The sequence below is a fragment of the Reichenbachiella versicolor genome (assembly GCF_003171675.1).
In the GTDB taxonomy this organism is placed as follows: Bacteria; Bacteroidota; Bacteroidia; order Cytophagales; family Cyclobacteriaceae; genus Reichenbachiella; species Reichenbachiella versicolor.
Window position 1 is genome coordinate 484,153 of sequence record NZ_QFZQ01000001.1, and the last position, 17,168, is coordinate 501,320.

A 17,168-nucleotide genomic window follows, 5' to 3' on the forward strand; every position below is an offset into this window, starting at 1 on the left:
GAGATTATTTTACTTGGTCGAAAATTTTGTTGTATTCTAATTTAATAACAGAGGCGATTTGCTCTTTTGTCATTGCTGACAAATGCCTACAAAAAGTAGTATTTCTCTTGCTGACGATACTGGATGGTAAATATCCAATTAGGTTGTCATATTTTTGTTCTGTCATTAACCCTCTTAGAAGGATGTTCTGAGTTCTTGGATGAATGTTCGCCAAATGTCTTAATTTTCCTTGACCTAGTTCAAGCCACATGTCAATAAACTCATGTACCTCTGTACAGTTTTTCATAATATTAAAACCAGCATTTGGTAAAACCCACCTCCTCAGTTCCCAGCTTAGTTTGAAATTATGAGAAAAATAGATTCCAAATCTATCAGATCCATCTTTTTGAAATAAAATTTTCTTATTTCCATTCATATATTTAGAGATGAGATCTTCCAGTTTTAAACCAAATCGATTATCATATAAGAGAGTGTCTGCGTCAACCATCATTACAAATTCAGCGTCAGTTTTTTTAAAATGGTCTTGAATCATTTTGATTCTACTCCAAGTAAACGCCATATCGGGAATCAATTTTTCTCCATAATGACAAAAATTATACCCATGTTTGTCACAATACTTTTTCCATATTGGAATAGAATATTGTGTATAAATGTCAATATGCTCAGTTGAGAGCATTAATATATCAATCATTTTACTTAATTAATTTTACTCGGTTTGAATATTCTTTGAGTAGTAGGGCTTGAACTTGTATGTCATATTCTGAATCTAAAAATTGACTCATATATTTTTTGCCATTCAAGGCAATATCTTTACATAATTTATCATTATTAGCAGCCCAGTCTAAAATTTCTTCAAGGTTTGATAAATCATCGTTAAGTTCTAAATAGTGAATGTTTGGAGTTAATTTTTCTTCCATAATCCACGAGTGCCAATAAGGTTTAGGCATTATGGGAACTGAGTTTGAGCTAAGTACCCATCTAAGATTACTTGCTACATCGTTTCCTTCTAAGCTTATTATGTATTTGTATTTTAGTTGTTCTGCTATTGAGATTTTATTTTTTTTATATGACTTCAGTTCTGGTTTTTGTTTTGTGGTGGCGAACCCTACATCGTATTTATTGAAGTGTTTTTTTACAAATTCTACTCTCTGTTTTTTTCCAGTAGTAGCTCCTCTCCAGACAACATTATTTCTTTTCTTTTCCCAAGGTATGTCTTCTTGATTAGCGTAATTACATGGAGTTGTTAGCCTGAGTGACCTGAAGTTATAAATGACACTTAATTTGTCAGTGGCTTTTCTTGATTTACGTATACAAGGTATCCCATCAGTATCTCCATGCTCTCCATAAAAAAGTGGATATTGATATTGCACTTCTTCGGTTAAAAGGCCAGTATCGAAGGGGAGAAAGAAGTTCATCAAAGAGTGAAGATCCTTGTATCGTTTGTACATTGGTAATACTCTAATATTCCTGATTTTTGGAAGATGAACAATATTCTTACAATACCAATGTTTAAAGGTGTTTTTTAAAGAATCGTAACTTACATGGTTGACTTCTATCTTTGTCCATTCATTTTTATTTTTGAGTCTATTAAACTCGGATAGTGCGTATTCGTGACTGTCCAGTCCATTGAGATAGTATCTAATTCTCTCTTCAATAGGAATCCAAAAATCATTCATGGTTCAAATTTTATAATCTAGTATACTTTAAGGAGTAAAATTTCATCTTTTATATTTGAACTTATCTGAAATACCTCTGTATGGTTAAACCAAAATAGAAATTGGTGATATTGTTATTTTCTACAAAATATTTATTTTTTCTGTAGGAGTATTCGAATACAGTACCTATTTGGTAAGCATTGAAAAATTTGCTGTATGAACTTGATAATGTCCATTCATGGTCATGATTGTTCTCATTATTAATTTGAGTTTCATAAAAGTAATCATCATCAAACCTAGTTCTTTGGGCAGCTAGTTGTAGATAGCTTGATTTATTGATATAAATCGCTTCGAAATAATCACTGATTGAACCTGGCCCTATCCCCGCGCCGATTAGTTGCCCTTTATTGGTATAACCTGACCTGACGATTGCATGAGTATACCATGAATTGTTATATTTATAGACATAACTTTTAGGTTTATCAAGAGAAGTATGTTCGTAGGTTAGTTTTAGTACATCCTCCTCTTTTAATTCAAAATACTTGCTGAACCCTATAACATAACCTCTTGAATGTTCAGGTGTTGTGCCATGAAGTTTTCCTCCAAAATCATTTTTTGCGAATTCAAAATATGTTTCAAAACCTACTTCTTTGAAGAGCCACCTTACACTAAGAGATCCCAATTGATCGAAATCATCGTTTATCGCAGGATCCCCATCAGTGTCATCAAAACTACCCAAAAATACCAATAGATCTGTAGCTTTGAAATCAGCCATTTTTTTATAAAATGATCTGTTGAAGCCTAATGTTAAACTTGGGAGGAAGCTAGGGCTATATCCAATAGAAGTTCCACTCCAATATCTATAATTCCAAGTATTTGCTTGGTCGAAGTAGTCGGATTTCTCTAATATTCCGTAATAGAATTTAGCTTCAAATAGACCTATTTTAGTATTTATTGGTTTGTTCGTCCCAAGATCTATGTGAGGTATTCCTGCTGCTTGATTGCTCATCATGATGGGGTTTTGTTGAGCAGGTCCCCAAACAATGTTTTCTGTTGAAAGACCGATCGTAAAGTTTTTTAATGCGAGTCTTATTTCTGATTGTCCAAAGTCAAAATCTGAAAATGACTTGTTGCCAAAACGTTGAACATAATCAATCCTATTGCTTTTGAATTGGTAATTAAAAGAATTGTTACTGTCATTTTGAGGAGCCAACTGAAATTCAGAGTTTTCAGAGTAGAAAAATATAGGGGCAAATGTAAATTTTAATATTCCATAGTCTCCAGTAAAACCTCCTTGAATAGAGCCTGTATATCCAGCCCCTTTCCATAGGGCACCGTCATTATAGCCATTCGCTATTTGGGTGTTGTAGTGATTTTCAAGTCTTATTGGAAGTAATTGAGTTTTGTGGTTATAGTCTGTTTTTATTTTCCAAGGATTCCATTCTGCTGAGTCAGTAGAATTATATTGATGCATAATTGAAGGGAAAATATTGAGACGATCTTGTTGGTTATGAATATTCTTTATTTCATAAAATCGATAATAGTTTAAAAGCTCACTGTTTGGGTATAGAACCTGTCCGAAGATTTGTTTTGGGTGCAAAGCAAGTACAAAGAGTATACTAAAATAGAGAGAGTACCTTTTCATGAAAGCAATTTTATCGCGAAGCTAGTTGCTTTTCTTGATGATTAGCTATTGCATTTTCATAATATTTCCACAGTTGTATATGAAGGTTTTCTATTGTTTGCGGTTGGATTAATTCTAAAGCATTACTGACCATTTTATTCCTTGTATCGTCATCATTTAAGAGTTCGATGATTTTTTTAGCAAAAATTTTTGATTTCCCAGTCTTTACTAAGTATCCAGTTTTTTTATCCCTAACTAATTCAGCAGGACCTCCTGAATCGGCGGCGACTACAGCTAACCCTGAAGCCATTGCTTCTATGACAACATTTCCAAAAGTTTCTGAGGCGGAAGGGAAAAAGAAAAGGTCACTAGAAGCATAGATTTTAGACAATTCTTCTCCCGTTTTCTTTCCTGTAAATACGGCATTGGCCATTCTTTTTTGTAAGTACTCTTTTTCAGGGCCATCGCCTGTAATTATCATTTTAATTTTCTCATTACTTCTTTCAAGATGGCGATATACTTTTACTATCGTTGACATCTCTTTTTCTTTAATAAGCCGACTTACGAAAAGTACTTTTTTATAATCTTGGGGGATTTTATTAAAGTAATTAGGATCTCTATATGATGGGGCAAATGAGTTTGTTTTAATTGCTCTACCCCAAATTTTTATTTTGTTAGCTTTTACCCCTCTTTTAATCAGATCCTTTTTGATGGTTCTAGTCGGTGCTAAGGTTATGTCAGACTTTTTATAGTACCAAAGAAAACCTGTGTTAAGAAGTGGTCCAAATATGGCATTTCCTATTTTGCCGATATAATATTGAAAATATGCAGGATAATGAGTGTGATATATGTTTAGTACTGGGATATTATGTCTTTTTCCATAGTTTATGGCATACCTGCCAAATAACGTAGGTGAAGTGAAATGGAGTAAATCAGGTTTGAAATCATCAAGAACTGAATTTAAAATACTCTTTTTAGGTATTCCAAGTCTATAACCTTTCTGAAAAGGTACCTTGATATACGGAAGCAAGATAATTTTGTGAGGGAAGTTAGTAATATCTTTTGGAGGATGAGAAGTTATAATTAATACTTCAAATCGATGTCTAGGGATACTATCCAGAATTTTGTTTAATGTAATACTAACACCGTCAAAATTTTCTTCCAAAACATCTGCAAATATTGCAATTCTTTTTTTCTCATCGATATTTGAAACTTTTACAGGCGTCCATTGATTGAAATTACTTTTTTTCTTTTCTTCGATCAAATGTAATTGCTGCATATTATAATTTGACTTACATGATTGCTTTCTTCCTATAAGTCTTTTTTAAGAATGTTTACCCCTAAATATTGTGGGTTTTTATTTTTATAACTTTTACTTAATTAACAATTATGTTTGCCGCCTAAAATATTGAAAATACTATGAGTAGATTTTTCTCAGAGATATTAAGGTTATTTAGGTTGAGGACTACCTCGTCTGAGTATTGGGTAAAAAGGTTAAAAGGTAAAAAGACATCTGGTGCTGTTATTTCCATGTCAGTGTTGCCATCAAGGTTTGAAGGGTTGACTCCAACTCTGAATTCTCTTACAGATCAAACTGTACTTCCTGAAAAGATTATTTTGAACCTTCCAAAGTATTTCAAAAGGGACAAAACAAATTACGAAATTCCAGATTGTATTAATACTCATCCTTTAGTGCATATTAATTGGATAGAGAGTGATTTAGGTCCTGCTACTAAGCTTTTACCTACTCTGGATTTGTTTGAAGACCAGATTGATAAATTAATCATTGTATTGGATGATGATCAAATCTATCCGAAGGAGTTAGTTGAGAATTATTTAGAGTGGTCAAAAAAACTACCTGATGCAGCAATGACGATTTCTGGATGGGTAGCTCCTGATTCATTTGACCATGCAGATAAGGTGCAGCTTTATGGAGGAATAGTGCGATTTTACAGAAAAGATAATTCTATAAAAAAACCGATACGAGTAGATTGTTTACAAGGTGCTGCAAGTTTTGCAGTGAAGCCAAAGCTTTTTGATAAAAGAGTTTTTGATTTTAATAATGCACCTCGAGAGGCATTTTACGTAGATGATATTTGGTTAAGTGGTAATTTGTCCCGTGCCAATTCTCCTGTTTATGTGGTGCCTGGCCCGTTCCGATTTGGGAGATTTGTTTCATTGAGACAAACAGGTGGTTTGGGATTATCTAATACTGTCAATTCAGATAATACAAATAATAATAAACTCTACAAGTATTTCGAAAAAGAGTGGTGGTCTATGAATAATTAATTTTTATATAGATGTTTCATATCTAAATATTGTTAAAAACATTGAATTAAAAATGGTGGAGTCATCCATCAGGGTAGTAATCACATGAAGAAGAAAGTTTTAGTAACAGGAGCAGCTGGTTTTATTGGTTTTCATACTATCAAATCACTGGTTTCAGAAGAGGTCTATGAGGTGATAGGGTTGGATAATATAAACGATTATTATCCGATGACTTTAAAATTTGAGAGGTTAAAGGCATTAGGGATTCATCCTGATTTTATTAGATATAGTAAGGAGTCGATTAGTGAAACATTTAAAGACTTCAAGTTTATAAGGATGGATGTAACTGATGAAAAAGCACTTTTTAGTTTATTTCAAAAAGAGTCTTTTGATTACGTAATTCATTTAGCAGCTCAAGCAGGTGTTAGATATTCAATAGATAATCCTAATGCATATATTCAATCTAATGTAGTAGGCTTTAACAATATACTAGAGGCTTGTAGAGAGTATCCTGTTGATCATTTGGTATATGCTAGTAGTTCAAGTGTTTATGGACTCAATACTGAGCAACCTTTTTCTGTTAAACATAAGGTGGATAAACCTGCTAGTCTTTATGCAGCTACAAAAAAAAGTAATGAACTGATGGCTCATACTTATAGTCATTTGTTTAATATTCCTACTACTGGTCTTAGATTTTTTACTGTTTATGGGCCTTGGGGACGTCCTGATATGGCTCCTATGTTATTTGCGAATGCAATCTCCAAAGGAGAACCAATTAAAGTCTTTAATAATGGACAAATGGAAAGAGACTTTACATATGTCGGAGACATTGTTGAAGGGGTATGCAAGGTTATGACCACTGTACCTTCTGAAAACGAAAACGGGAATCAATACAAGATTTATAACATAGGAAATAGCAAACCTGTTCAACTAATGGATTTTATAGAAACATTAGGTAATGAGCTGGGTATGGAAGTGAAAAAAAACTTTATGCCTATGCAAGATGGAGATGTAGTCAGTACATATGCTGATACTTCTGAGTTGAGTCGAGAAATTGGATATCAACCTAAGGTGACAATTCAGGAAGGTGTAAAAGAATTCGTTACTTGGTTTAAAGAAATATATAGTAAGTCATAAAGATGTTTACACTTGTTGATTGCAATAATTTTTGGAGTCCATCTGGAGGAGGGGTAAGAAGGTATCATCTCGAAAAGATGGAGTATTTCAAAAATAGAAAAGATGTTAAGTATGTCTTCATTATGCATGATAGCAAGACTTACACTGAGCAAATCGGAGAGACTTCTTTTATAGAGCATCTAGGAGTATCAAAAGTAATGGGTAATTGGGAGTATAGATATTTACTTAATTCCAAGTCCATAGAGCCCTTGATCGTAAAACATGATCCAGATTCTATTGAGGTAGGGTCTCCTTATTTTATGCCAAGAATAGTAAACTCCATCGTTTCTAAAAATAAGCTTAAGGCGCGGGTTTTTGGTTTTTGGCACGCTGATTTTCCAGTAACTTATGTTAAGAGGTTTTTGTCAGGAATGCCATTTAATTTAGCCCAGTACGGAGAGAATTGGGCTTGGTCTATGGGTAGGAAGCGATACAACAGAATGGATGGGGTGTTGGCCTCTAGTCAAGTCATTATTGATAGAATGAGATTGAATGGAATTGAAGATATACATTTCGTTCCATTGGGAGTTAATGAAGTTTTGTTCCATCCGAATAAAAAAGATAACCAACTTAGAGAAAGACTTAAAGCAGGAAATGAAGATAGGTTGATTCTGTTTTTTCCACATAGGTTTAGTAAGGAGAAAGGATTGGATATTCTATTGGGTGCATATGAAAAATTGGTTAATACGATGTCTATAGAGCCCGCATTATTGATAGGAGGAACTGGGCCTTATCAAAATCTAGTAGAAGAAGCTGCCGATAAATATGAACACGTTCATTTTAAGGGATTTATTGATAGTAAAGAAGATATGGCTACTTATTATGCAAGTGCAGATTTAGGTTTTGCACTAAGCGCTTGGGAGACTTTTGGCTTGTCATTAGTAGAATCATTGAGTGCAGGATTGCCGCTAATAGCAGCTGGTGATGGTGCTGCGATGGAACATATTGAAAAATCAGGAGCGGGTTATATTTTGCCAAAAGTCGACGAAGATAGTTTAGTGTCTGCAGTTTTAAAATTCAATGAATCAGCCCAAAAATCGAGCCTAAAAGAAAAAGCCCGAAATTATGCTCAGGAACTGAGTTGGAAGAGTTGCTTTGATAAGCAGTTAGATATATATATGTCTAGTTCGCTTTAATTGCCTTCAATTTTGCATTTTCTTTTCTGTCGGCTATTATTTCCCATCCCCAAATAGTTAGCCACCCAAAAACGCCAGACATAATATGGATAAATGATATATAGATATTGTTGCCAAGAATGAAGTGGTTGAAAACTTCAAATGCAAATATCATTGAGAATAAAAACCATTTTCTAGTACTGTAGTATCCAAGCGCAGCGATTAGTGCGAACACTCCGACAGATCCTCCCATCCATGCTCTAGAGAAGCCTTTTAAAACGACTTCATTGTTCGGGAAGGTTTCAATGAGATAAGTAAATAAAGACCCCATGAAAAGTGCAATACAGACATAGGATAGAAAATATACAACTAATGTTTTCTTTGTACCATGTTGGGCTTCAAATGATTGGACAGGAAAAAGAAAGCCGAAAAGGATGACAAATAATATGTGTACAAAGTCATTGTGGAACCAGATGGTGGTCATACTAGTTGCCATGAAATGCCAAAAATCTTCTTTGAATTGAGCCATCCACATCATCCAGTTACATTGAAATACAATGTTCCAATCGCCTTCCCAGCAATGTCTTCTTGGTGCGAATCCAAATATTAGATTGACGACCAGAATAGCTAATACATAGAATATGCTAAATTTTCTTGAGTATATCCATGACAGGAAAGACTTATATTGTCCTCCTGAAGGAGTAGACCATGGCCACATATATGGTACCAAGCGTTTTACAAATTTGTTTTGTTCTGGTGTATTATTAGATGTCAAAATCTTACTTTTTAGAAATCTCGGCAAAGGAATGTCAAATGTTCTATATCCAAACGCTCTTGGTATTAATTTTATGATAACTATCCTGAAATTGATTGCGAATAAAAGCTATTCCCAAGGAAAAAGTAATGATCGACATCAGAGTTTGATGAATTGATCTAGTTTTATGCCATGTCTGTATTTAAATCTGTATTATCTCTATTATTAATTAGTATAGGTATTCAATCCTATTCTCAAAAATTAAAGTTTAGTAATCTCATTGGTGATCATATGATTTTACAAAGAGATCGTGAAATCATAATGAAAGGAAGCTGTGAACCATATGCTCAAGTGCAAGTAGTGTTAGCTCGAGGCTTGAATCGAACACGAGCTGACAAACATGGTAAATGGAGAGTTGTAATACCTCCATTACCCGCTGGAGGTCCTCATGAAATGAAGATTGTTGCAGGTGAAGAGACCGAGACATTTGAAGATATTTACATGGGAGATGTGTGGTATGCAATCGGAGAGTCTAATATGGATTTTAAGATGAAACAAGGTGTTTTGGATGGGGCTCAAGAAATTAATCAAGCTAATTATGAATTGGTTAGACAATATGATGTGCCAAATAAATATGCAAATACGCCAGAGTTAGAAATAAAAGAGGGAGAGTGGAAAGTATGTTCGTCGCAGACTGCTGGTGAATTTTCGGCGGTTAGCTACTTTTTTGCTAAGAAGGTTTTTGATGAAGTTACTGTACCAATAGGTATTGTTTTAGCATCGAAAGAAGGAAGTTCAATCGAAGCATGGATGAGCAAGGAGTCTTTGTCTAGGTTACCTCATAATAAAGGACCAAAAATTCCGGAAGTTGAGTCTGGTAAGTATTCTTTGGAGGGTTTTGGTCAACTTAACGAACACAAGGTTAAAGTAATATCAAAAGCTTCTACGGATTCATATAATGGATTATCAGTTGGAGTTACAAAACCCAGTTTCAATGATAATAATTGGGGGCAGCTGGATATTGAAAACTGGAAGGCCAGAACGCATCAAGTCTATTGGTTTAGAAAAGTAGTGAATATCACTAGCCGTCTTGACGGTGAGGTGATTTTTGATCTTGGAATGCCTGGAGCCAAAATTGATGTCTATATTAATAATCGTCACATTGGTGTAGCTAAAAATAAACCATTCATCAAGACTGTTTCTGCCAAATTTCTAACTAAGGGTAAGAATATCATTGTTTTAAGGGTTAGTAATCCTTTAGTTAAACCTTTTTTATCACATAGTGATGCTAAACCATCTATTAAGAGTAAGTCAGGACAAATAATTGTTGATTTAAGTAAAAGATGGAAATATTCGAATGATATTGAGAAGTCTCTAGACAAGGTTTTTGAGATACAAACGGTGCCTTCTTCTCTATTTAATGGAATGATTAATCCATTACTGGATAAACAATTTAAAGGAGTTATTTATTATCAAGGTGAGAAAAATGGAAAGGAAGGAGGTCAGTATGAGGAATTGTTGACTTCATTGATAACAGATTGGCGTATAAAGTCAAAACAAGGGTACTTCCCATTTTACTATGTTCAATTGGCGAATTGGGGGCAGCCAAAAGTAGAGCCGGAAATGAAAAATTCATGGGCCTATCTTAGGGAAGCTCAGGAGAAAGCACTCAAACTGCCTATGACGGGAATGGTAGTAACGATTGATGTAGGAGAGTCATATAACATGCACCCAAAAGATAAGAAAAGTGTAGGGGAAAGGTTAGCAGCCATAGCTTTAAAAAAGTCGTATCAACAGGATACCAGATGTGAAGGACCTAAACTTAAAGATATTGAGTACAATAGTCCAGAAGCAGTAGTAAGTTTTGAAAATAGTGAAGGACTAAAAACTTTAGATAACAAAAAACCTCTTGGCTTTGAAATAGCCGGCAGTGATGGGAAATATTATTCTGCAAAAGCCCGTATTGAAAGAGGAAGAATCATTCTTTTATCAAGCAATGTGTCTAAACCAAAATACGTAAGATATGCTTGGGGGGGAAATCCACAAGTTAATCTTTACAATGCTGCGGGGCTTCCTGCATTACCTTTTAGGACAGATCATTTTTTGCCACAAGAGTAGTTTTATGAAATAATATTTCGTTTTTGAACGATATGTGGAAAAGTTTTAAAGTGTTTTAAAGTGTTCTTAACCTTGATTAGATAGTTTAGCAGAGGATTTATTATTCTATTACCTCTTAAACAATTGTAGATACTATGCCCGTGCAGGGAACATAGGATCATTAGAGTCTTTGAATAGAGACTATCACTAACAGAAACCAATTGCTTTTAAAGTACAGTTACATGATGAGTAGTCATGTGAAGGAATAACTAAATCGGTTATTATGATTGGAGCGGTTTGCGTTTTTGTATTAACTATAAATGGCAGCCGCTCTTTTTTTAGAAGGCTTCATTAACACCGAAATAAATACCATTGCTTCCATTTTGACCAAACCCAAAGTCTAACCTAATGCGGATGTCTTCATCTTTTGTTAGTTTGTATCTTATTCCACCACCATAGCTAGATTTTACTGAATTGATCATTTCACTTGTTTGTGGGCCTACATTGCCAGCCAACGCAAATCCTGCTGCAGTCCATCTAGGGTGAAAACGTAACCTATATTCTGCTTGTAAGACAAACATTTTAAGATCCATAAATCGACCTTTGAAATAACCACGGCCTCTTTCTCCACCTCCAAACCAAGCCATACCTTGGAAAGGCACCTCTCCGTAATTATTTTCAGTATATACTTGAAATGCTAAAGTAGAATTGGATGTAATAGGACGATAAGTTCGCAGGTCCGTTACAAACTTATTATAGCCGCTAGTGGCGCCAAAGTTGATGCTAGAGTATTTGGCACTCATTTGAAGGAAGTGTCCATTAGATGTGGAAGCAGTGTTGTCACGACTATCAAAATTAAAAACCGCTCCTAATCCACTTATCACAGCTTTATTGCTGCCTAGAATATTGCCGGGAGCTAATAACCCTTCTTCTTCTACCTTAGTGATGTAATGATGTTCATAGTGATATTCTAACCCGAAATTAAGTGAAGAAGGAATCCGTCTTAAAAAAGCCACTTTAATAATGTTAGAAGTAGAATTAAATTCCTCTCGATTGTCATCTGGAGTATTATTTCCAACACCCCAAAAAGAGTTTGGGAAGACTTTATATTGGTAAACCATATCCAAAAAAAACTCACCTTCAGCTAGATAGATTTGAGGCTTTATGTCAACTATTACTTGTTTTTTTAAAGTATAAATCCCACTTGCTAGAATATTAGATCGTCTTTGATTGAATTTATTGTTTTGTTGTGTTAGGAAAAATTGAGCACCACCTCCAAAACCAAGATTTGTCTCTGGGGTATAAAAAATTATTGGTATTCCGATTGTCTTGATCCAGCCAGTATTAACTATTGTGTCACCTAGGTGGATTTGTTCATCTCTATACTGGTCTTGAGCAAATAGAGGTTTGTTCCAATAAATTGAAAGCAATAAGATTAGAATAACCTTTTTCATCAGAAGAAGAATTTGTCAAGAAGTACATTGAATCCGAATGAAAAAGAAATATCTCCAATGCGGGTATCTCCATTAGATTTTGTACCTGCTACTGTCTGTTCTCCATCTACCCAAAAACTATCAATTGAGAAACCAATGTCAAAAGAAATTCTGTCAAACATGGTATAAGAATACCCTAAACCAAAAATGCCTCCTATTCCTTGACCTTTATTCTCAGCATTTGTAACTATATCTGTTTGATCAAGAATGGAAGATTCTTCTCGAAACTTAACGAATCCAATAGAAGCATTTATTAAAAGTGACCCATTTGAAGATTTTTGGAAATAGTATGATCCAGTAGGACCTATGTATAAAATTTCAGAATCACTTTTTGTAATGCTTCCTATTCTTTGATCTCTCATTGCCAAGAACCGAATACCTAATAGCCATTGATCTTGTATGAATTTACCTGATGAGATATTAAAATTGAAATCATTGGAGGCAGTTTTACTCGCATTTGAGTTATTCGTAGATGAGCTTATTGATCCCGATAACCCTGTATACCACCTTCCTTTTCTAAATGGATTTAGTAGTATACTGTCTGATTCCTGAGCAAAGATGCTTGAATAACCAATCAGTAGAATACTTATAAATAATAGTCTTTGCGCCATGTAAGGTATCTGTGATACTTTAAACTTACATGAATTAGTTTTCTAACTCATCAATTTCTGTTGCTATTGCTTCCCACTGTTCGTTCTTTGTTTCAAGATCCTGTTTTATGGAGGTATAAGCTATGTTAGTTTCTTCTAATTTTTGCGTATTTTCATAGACTTCAGGTAGTGCAAGTTTTGCTTCTAAATCAGATTCATTTGTTTCGAGCCTTTCGATTTCTTTCTCTAACTTTTCGATTTCCTTTTTGAGTTTTGAAAGTCTATTCTGATCAATATTCTTGACTTTAGTACTTTCTTTTTTCTCTTTTGGTTTTGATGTAGTGACGGGTGTCGAATTTACCTTCGGTTGATTCTTTTCTCTCCACCAAAGATATTCTTGATATGTACCAGGATATTCTTTGATTTGTTGGTCTTCAATCCACCATATTTTATTGGCAACTTCGGTTACAAAATGTCTGTCGTGTGACACTAACAAGAATGTACCTTCATACTGTTGTAAAGCTTGAATCAAGATATTCACAGACATCATATCTAGATGGTTGGTTGGTTCATCAAGAAGTAAGAAATTGGCCTCTGAAATCAAAGTTTTGGCTAGTGCTACTCTTGACTTCTCTCCCCCAGATAGAACTTTTATTTTTTTGAATACATCTTCATCTGAGAAAAGAAAACAACCTAAAACACCTCTAAGTTCTTGTTCAGTTTTACCTGAACCAAATTCCTTGAGTTCTTGTAAAATTTCATTTTCAATATTTAAAGATTCAAGTTGATGTTGAGCGAAGAATGCTTGGTCTACGTTGTAGCCAATATTGACTTCCCCTGATATATTTGGATCTCCGTCGACTATCCTTAATAAGGTGGATTTTCCTTTACCATTGGCTCCGATTAAAGCGATTTTGTCACCTCGTTCAATATTGGCTGATGCAGCGTTCAATATGTCAATACCAGGATAAGATTTTGAAATATCTTTCATTTGTACAACATGTCGCCCAGATTGTTTTCCAAAATTGAATTTGAAGTTCACTGCAGCATTTTCTTCTACGACATCTTCAATACGTTCCATTCTTTCTAGTGCTTTTACCCTAGATTGAACTTGCCTCGCTTTAGTAGCTTTGGCACGAAATCGCTCTACAAAAGCCTCGGTTTGTTTGATTGCTTGCTGTTGATTTTCGTAGGCATTTTTTTGAAGCTCATTTCTAAGAGCTTTTTCTTCCAAATAATTGTCATAACTTCCAGGGTAGGAAGTAAGTTTTTGTTGAGAAACTTCGACTATCTTATTGACGCAGTTGTTAAGAAACTGCCGATCATGAGATACTACCATTACCGCACCTTCGTAGGTTTTGAGATAGTTTTCGATCCATTGGATAGAAGGCAGGTCTAAGTGGTTAGTAGGTTCATCCAGCATAAGTAGAGAAGGATTTTCTAGAAGTAACTTTGCTAGAATTACTCTCATTCTCCATCCTCCCGAAAACTCCTTAAGAGGGCGTTGTAAATCTTCCGTTTTGAAACCTATTCCTTCGAGAACTTCTTCTGCTTTACTTTGTAATGTATACCCATCCTTAGCTTCGAATTGTTCTTGAAGTCGAGAAAGACGATCAACCAACTTATCAGTGTAGTTGGTCTCCATTTCATGAAGAGTTTTGTCAATCTGATGTTGAATATCAATTACATCTTGAAAAGCCTCCATTGCCACAGAAAGAATCGAATCATCAGATTGAAAGGATAACATGTCTTGATTCAAAAAACCAATGGTGCAGTCTTTGGATTTCGAAATATCACCACTGTCTTTTTGTAATTGACCTGTAATTAGCTTGAGAAGAGTGGATTTGCCTTTTCCATTGAGTCCAATTAAGCCAATTTTATCTTTGGGTTTAATGTGTAATGAAGCTTCTTCGAATAAGGCGCGACTGCCCAAATAGTAAGATAAATTGTTAATTGAAATCATGCCGCAAATATGCAAAAGGGCTGGACAAAGTGGAAAGGTAAATTTGAGAATAGCTTTAAAAGATACTATTGTTCAGAATTGTAGATCACTGGCATTTGACCTTTCCATTTATTCCATAAATCATCTTCCGTCATAAGTTTTGCCATGAAATTGCCAACATTAATTCTACTTGTCTTTTGCGCAGCGAATATAGGACTGCTTGTAGGGGAAGGATGAAGAGTATATGGCGTTACATTTTTCTCATTGGTTAATGTATCAGGTCTTACGACTACCCAGTTTATTAGATGATGGTTTTGACCTATTCTCAACCTTAATTGTTCTGCAGCTTGCTCATTGTCAGAATGAGGAGGAAGTAGTAATCGAATTAACCCAAGAACTATTTTTTCTCCAACATTATTTGTTTCAGGTATATCATGGTTGTTGTTTCCAGAGGTATTCATCAATACGAATTTTACTGGACGATTTGGAGAGTTCCATACAATAGCATCAGAAAGTAATTTTACTGCATTAGTTACGAGTTTTTGAGGTTTTCCATAAATCCCTTTCCAGCTAAGATTATGTCCTAAGCAGGACGCTATCGCATTACAATCCTTGATGTATTCGGCCATTTGATTGACATGAAGTTCATAAATATTTGCTTTAATAATTTTTACATGAAGGTTATTGTTCCAGCTTTTAGGATATTCTGAGGTCATTCTTATAATAACCTTTACTTCCTGATTCATATTAATAAGTTGATTTACAAGATGTATTCCGGTAGCTCCGTTGGCTCCTATTACTAAAGTTTTCATGATATATTGGTTTTGATCATTTGTAGTAAAATAGAGCGGCAGTCTTACAGTTTTTATAAATTTCTTTTTGCAGTCATTAATTTAGTCAGATGTATTACTTAATCAGGGTTTGAAGTGATGAAAGCACAAGTTTTAATCTATTATTAATGAAAACGTGTTGTTTTATTTCGTTGATCGAGGGATTGAATGTGAAATGTAGTCTAACTGTTTAAACCAAAAAGTATAGTATGAGAAACAGACAGATTTTTTTCCTGTTCTTTTTTCTAATTAGTTCTAGTTTTTATGTCGACACAAAAGTCGATTATGCTGACTTCAAGAAAATTGATTTCAACAAGGAATATCGACTATTCGATGTTAAATACGGAACCCAAACTATTGTGACGTTGAACGATAGTTTTCGAGTTATGAAAACTAATGCGTTGCCTAATCATCCAACTGGAAACTACCCAAGAAGAGGAAATCCAAATACAATTTTATCACAAAATAGAGAATACAAATTCCCTATAGATCCAGAGATAGGGACTCATGCAAAATGGGTAAGGGAACCTGGTGTTGCAGTAAATGGAGTAAAGTTTGAACCAGGAACTGCAGAAAGGTTTGTATGTGAAACAGGTGAGGTATTTAAAATAGAGGCTTTTCAGGATTTGGTGCAATTAGGTTTAGATTTTAATAATGCTCATGTTCAACGTTCTGGAGCTTATCATTATCATGGAGTACCTACTGAGTTAATTAAGTTACTTGATAGGGGTGGAGATATAATTCTGATCGGTTATGCTATAGATGGTTTTCCAATGTACTATTCTAAAAGCAGTCAATATAAGCCAAGCTATGTTTTATCTGAAAAACTCAGGACTGGAAATGCTTGTGAATATTCTAATCCCAAAAGGACTATGTATAAAGATTTCAATAGCACTCAGCCAGATGGGACATTTGTTTCAGATTGGGTTTATAAAGAGGGATATGGACAATTGGATGAATGTAATGGAATAGAAGTAAATGGTCAATATGCCTATTTTGTGACCCAAGAATACCCCTATGTTAGTCGTTGTTTGAAAGGGGTTTTTAAAGAACTTCATCCTCATAGACATCATTAGACGAAGAGTCTACGCATTGATAATCAGTAACAGGTAGCACAAATCAAGAATTATAATATTCATCCTTTCTGGATGAGATATAAGTTATACTTATATCCAAGGGGGGCTTGTTACCCAGTTTTATGTGTTATAGATTTTGTTTTTTGATATTAGCAGAAGAATTCAATCTCTTAGTTAATTTTAATTGCAAAACCACTCATTGTCAGTTAATCAAAGAGTCCTAATACATAGCATTAGAAAAGAGTGCAATTTTTGAGAAAACTCAACAGGTAATCATTTCGGAGAAGCCATTGTTCTGCTAGAAACTATTTTTATTAGCTCTATTCAAACTTTTTGCTAAGTTGATCCAATACTTAATTCCAAAAAGGTCAAATTTATTTTATGCGTACTATATGGGGTGCGCATATATGCGAGGTAGATAAGGCGCGCATATATGCGAGGTGTTTAGGGTACGCATATATGCGTGGTCCCGAGAGGTCGCATAATTTTAAAAAGCTCAAATTTATTTTATGCGTACTATAAAGGGTACGCATATATGCGAGGTGGTT

The 17,168-nt window shown here is 34.6% G+C and carries 14 protein-coding genes; 5 read left to right on the forward strand and 9 right to left on the reverse strand.

All coding sequences use genetic code 11. From position 1 onward, the window contains the following. Window positions 1-4: 4 nt before the first annotated feature. From DKG80_RS02020 to DKG80_RS02035, 4 genes are all read right to left on the reverse strand, one after another. A complete protein-coding gene (locus tag DKG80_RS02020) occupies window positions 5-691 on the reverse strand; it encodes a glycosyltransferase family protein (RefSeq protein ID WP_109829618.1) in 687 nt (228 codons plus the stop codon). Between the two features lies 1 nt (window position 692). Further along, window positions 693-1,676 carry a glycosyl transferase family 90 gene (locus tag DKG80_RS02025; protein ID WP_109829619.1) on the reverse strand — a complete coding sequence of 328 codons (984 nt, stop codon included), beginning with the start codon at window positions 1,674-1,676 and terminating at the stop codon, window positions 693-695. 61 nt (window positions 1,677-1,737) lie between these two features. Then, entirely contained in the window at window positions 1,738-3,300 is a 1,563-nt protein-coding gene (locus tag DKG80_RS02030) for a capsule assembly Wzi family protein (RefSeq protein ID WP_109829620.1), read from the reverse strand. Window positions 3,301-3,310: 10 nt separating this feature from the next. Then, window positions 3,311-4,543 (reverse strand): glycosyltransferase family 4 protein, encoded by a 1,233-nt coding sequence (locus DKG80_RS02035; protein WP_162555630.1) that lies wholly within the window; start codon window positions 4,541-4,543, stop codon window positions 3,311-3,313. Between the two features lie 155 nt (window positions 4,544-4,698). On the opposite strand from DKG80_RS02035, the gene DKG80_RS02040 reads away from it, so the two are divergent. The 3 genes from DKG80_RS02040 (at window position 4,699) to DKG80_RS02050 (ending at window position 7,859) form a co-directional block, all read left to right on the forward strand. Further along, window positions 4,699-5,568: a hypothetical protein gene (locus DKG80_RS02040; protein WP_109829622.1), complete on the forward strand. Its 870-nt coding sequence runs from the start codon at window positions 4,699-4,701 to the stop codon at window positions 5,566-5,568. Between the two features lie 84 nt (window positions 5,569-5,652). Beyond that, window positions 5,653-6,684, forward strand: coding sequence for an NAD-dependent epimerase (locus DKG80_RS02045; protein ID WP_109829623.1), 1,032 nt, complete (start codon window positions 5,653-5,655; stop codon window positions 6,682-6,684). Window positions 6,685-6,686: 2 nt separating this feature from the next. Then, window positions 6,687-7,859, forward strand: a complete 1,173-nt coding sequence (locus DKG80_RS02050; protein ID WP_109829624.1) for a glycosyltransferase — start codon at window positions 6,687-6,689, stop codon at window positions 7,857-7,859. On the opposite strand, the gene DKG80_RS02055 is transcribed toward DKG80_RS02050, so the two are convergent. Next, a complete protein-coding gene (locus tag DKG80_RS02055) occupies window positions 7,846-8,613 on the reverse strand; it encodes a rhomboid family protein (RefSeq protein ID WP_162555631.1) in 768 nt (255 codons plus the stop codon). The two genes, DKG80_RS02050 and DKG80_RS02055, sit on opposite strands and share 14 nt — an antisense overlap. A 171-nt stretch (window positions 8,614-8,784) precedes the next feature. Between DKG80_RS02055 and DKG80_RS02060 the strand changes: the two genes are divergently transcribed. Continuing rightward, entirely contained in the window at window positions 8,785-10,710 is a 1,926-nt protein-coding gene (locus DKG80_RS02060; RefSeq protein ID WP_109829626.1) for a sialate O-acetylesterase, read from the forward strand. A 317-nt stretch (window positions 10,711-11,027) separates the two neighbouring features. Here the strand turns inward: DKG80_RS02060 and DKG80_RS02065 are convergent, their stop codons facing one another. The 4 genes from DKG80_RS02065 to DKG80_RS02080 all read right to left on the reverse strand — a co-directional run bounded on the left by DKG80_RS02065 (window position 11,028) and on the right by DKG80_RS02080 (window position 15,526). Next, complete coding sequence (locus tag DKG80_RS02065; protein ID WP_109829627.1) at window positions 11,028-12,143, reverse strand: BamA/TamA family outer membrane protein; 1,116 nt, start codon at window positions 12,141-12,143, stop codon at window positions 11,028-11,030. After that, entirely contained in the window at window positions 12,143-12,793 is a 651-nt protein-coding gene (locus DKG80_RS02070) for an outer membrane beta-barrel protein (protein WP_109829628.1), read from the reverse strand. The genes DKG80_RS02065 and DKG80_RS02070 overlap by 1 nt, the downstream gene beginning before the upstream one ends. 34 nt (window positions 12,794-12,827) lie before the next feature. Then, window positions 12,828-14,735 (reverse strand): ABC-F family ATP-binding cassette domain-containing protein, encoded by a 1,908-nt coding sequence (locus tag DKG80_RS02075; RefSeq protein WP_109829629.1) that lies wholly within the window; start codon window positions 14,733-14,735, stop codon window positions 12,828-12,830. A gap of 65 nt (window positions 14,736-14,800) precedes the next feature. Further along, entirely contained in the window at window positions 14,801-15,526 is a 726-nt protein-coding gene (locus tag DKG80_RS02080) for an NAD(P)H-binding protein (RefSeq protein ID WP_109829630.1), read from the reverse strand. A 227-nt stretch (window positions 15,527-15,753) separates the two neighbouring features. Here DKG80_RS02080 and DKG80_RS02085 point away from each other — a divergent pair, with 227 nt between their 5' ends. Beyond that, window positions 15,754-16,620, forward strand: a complete 867-nt coding sequence (locus tag DKG80_RS02085) for a YHYH protein (protein ID WP_109829631.1) — start codon at window positions 15,754-15,756, stop codon at window positions 16,618-16,620. Window positions 16,621-17,168 lie beyond the last annotated feature (548 nt).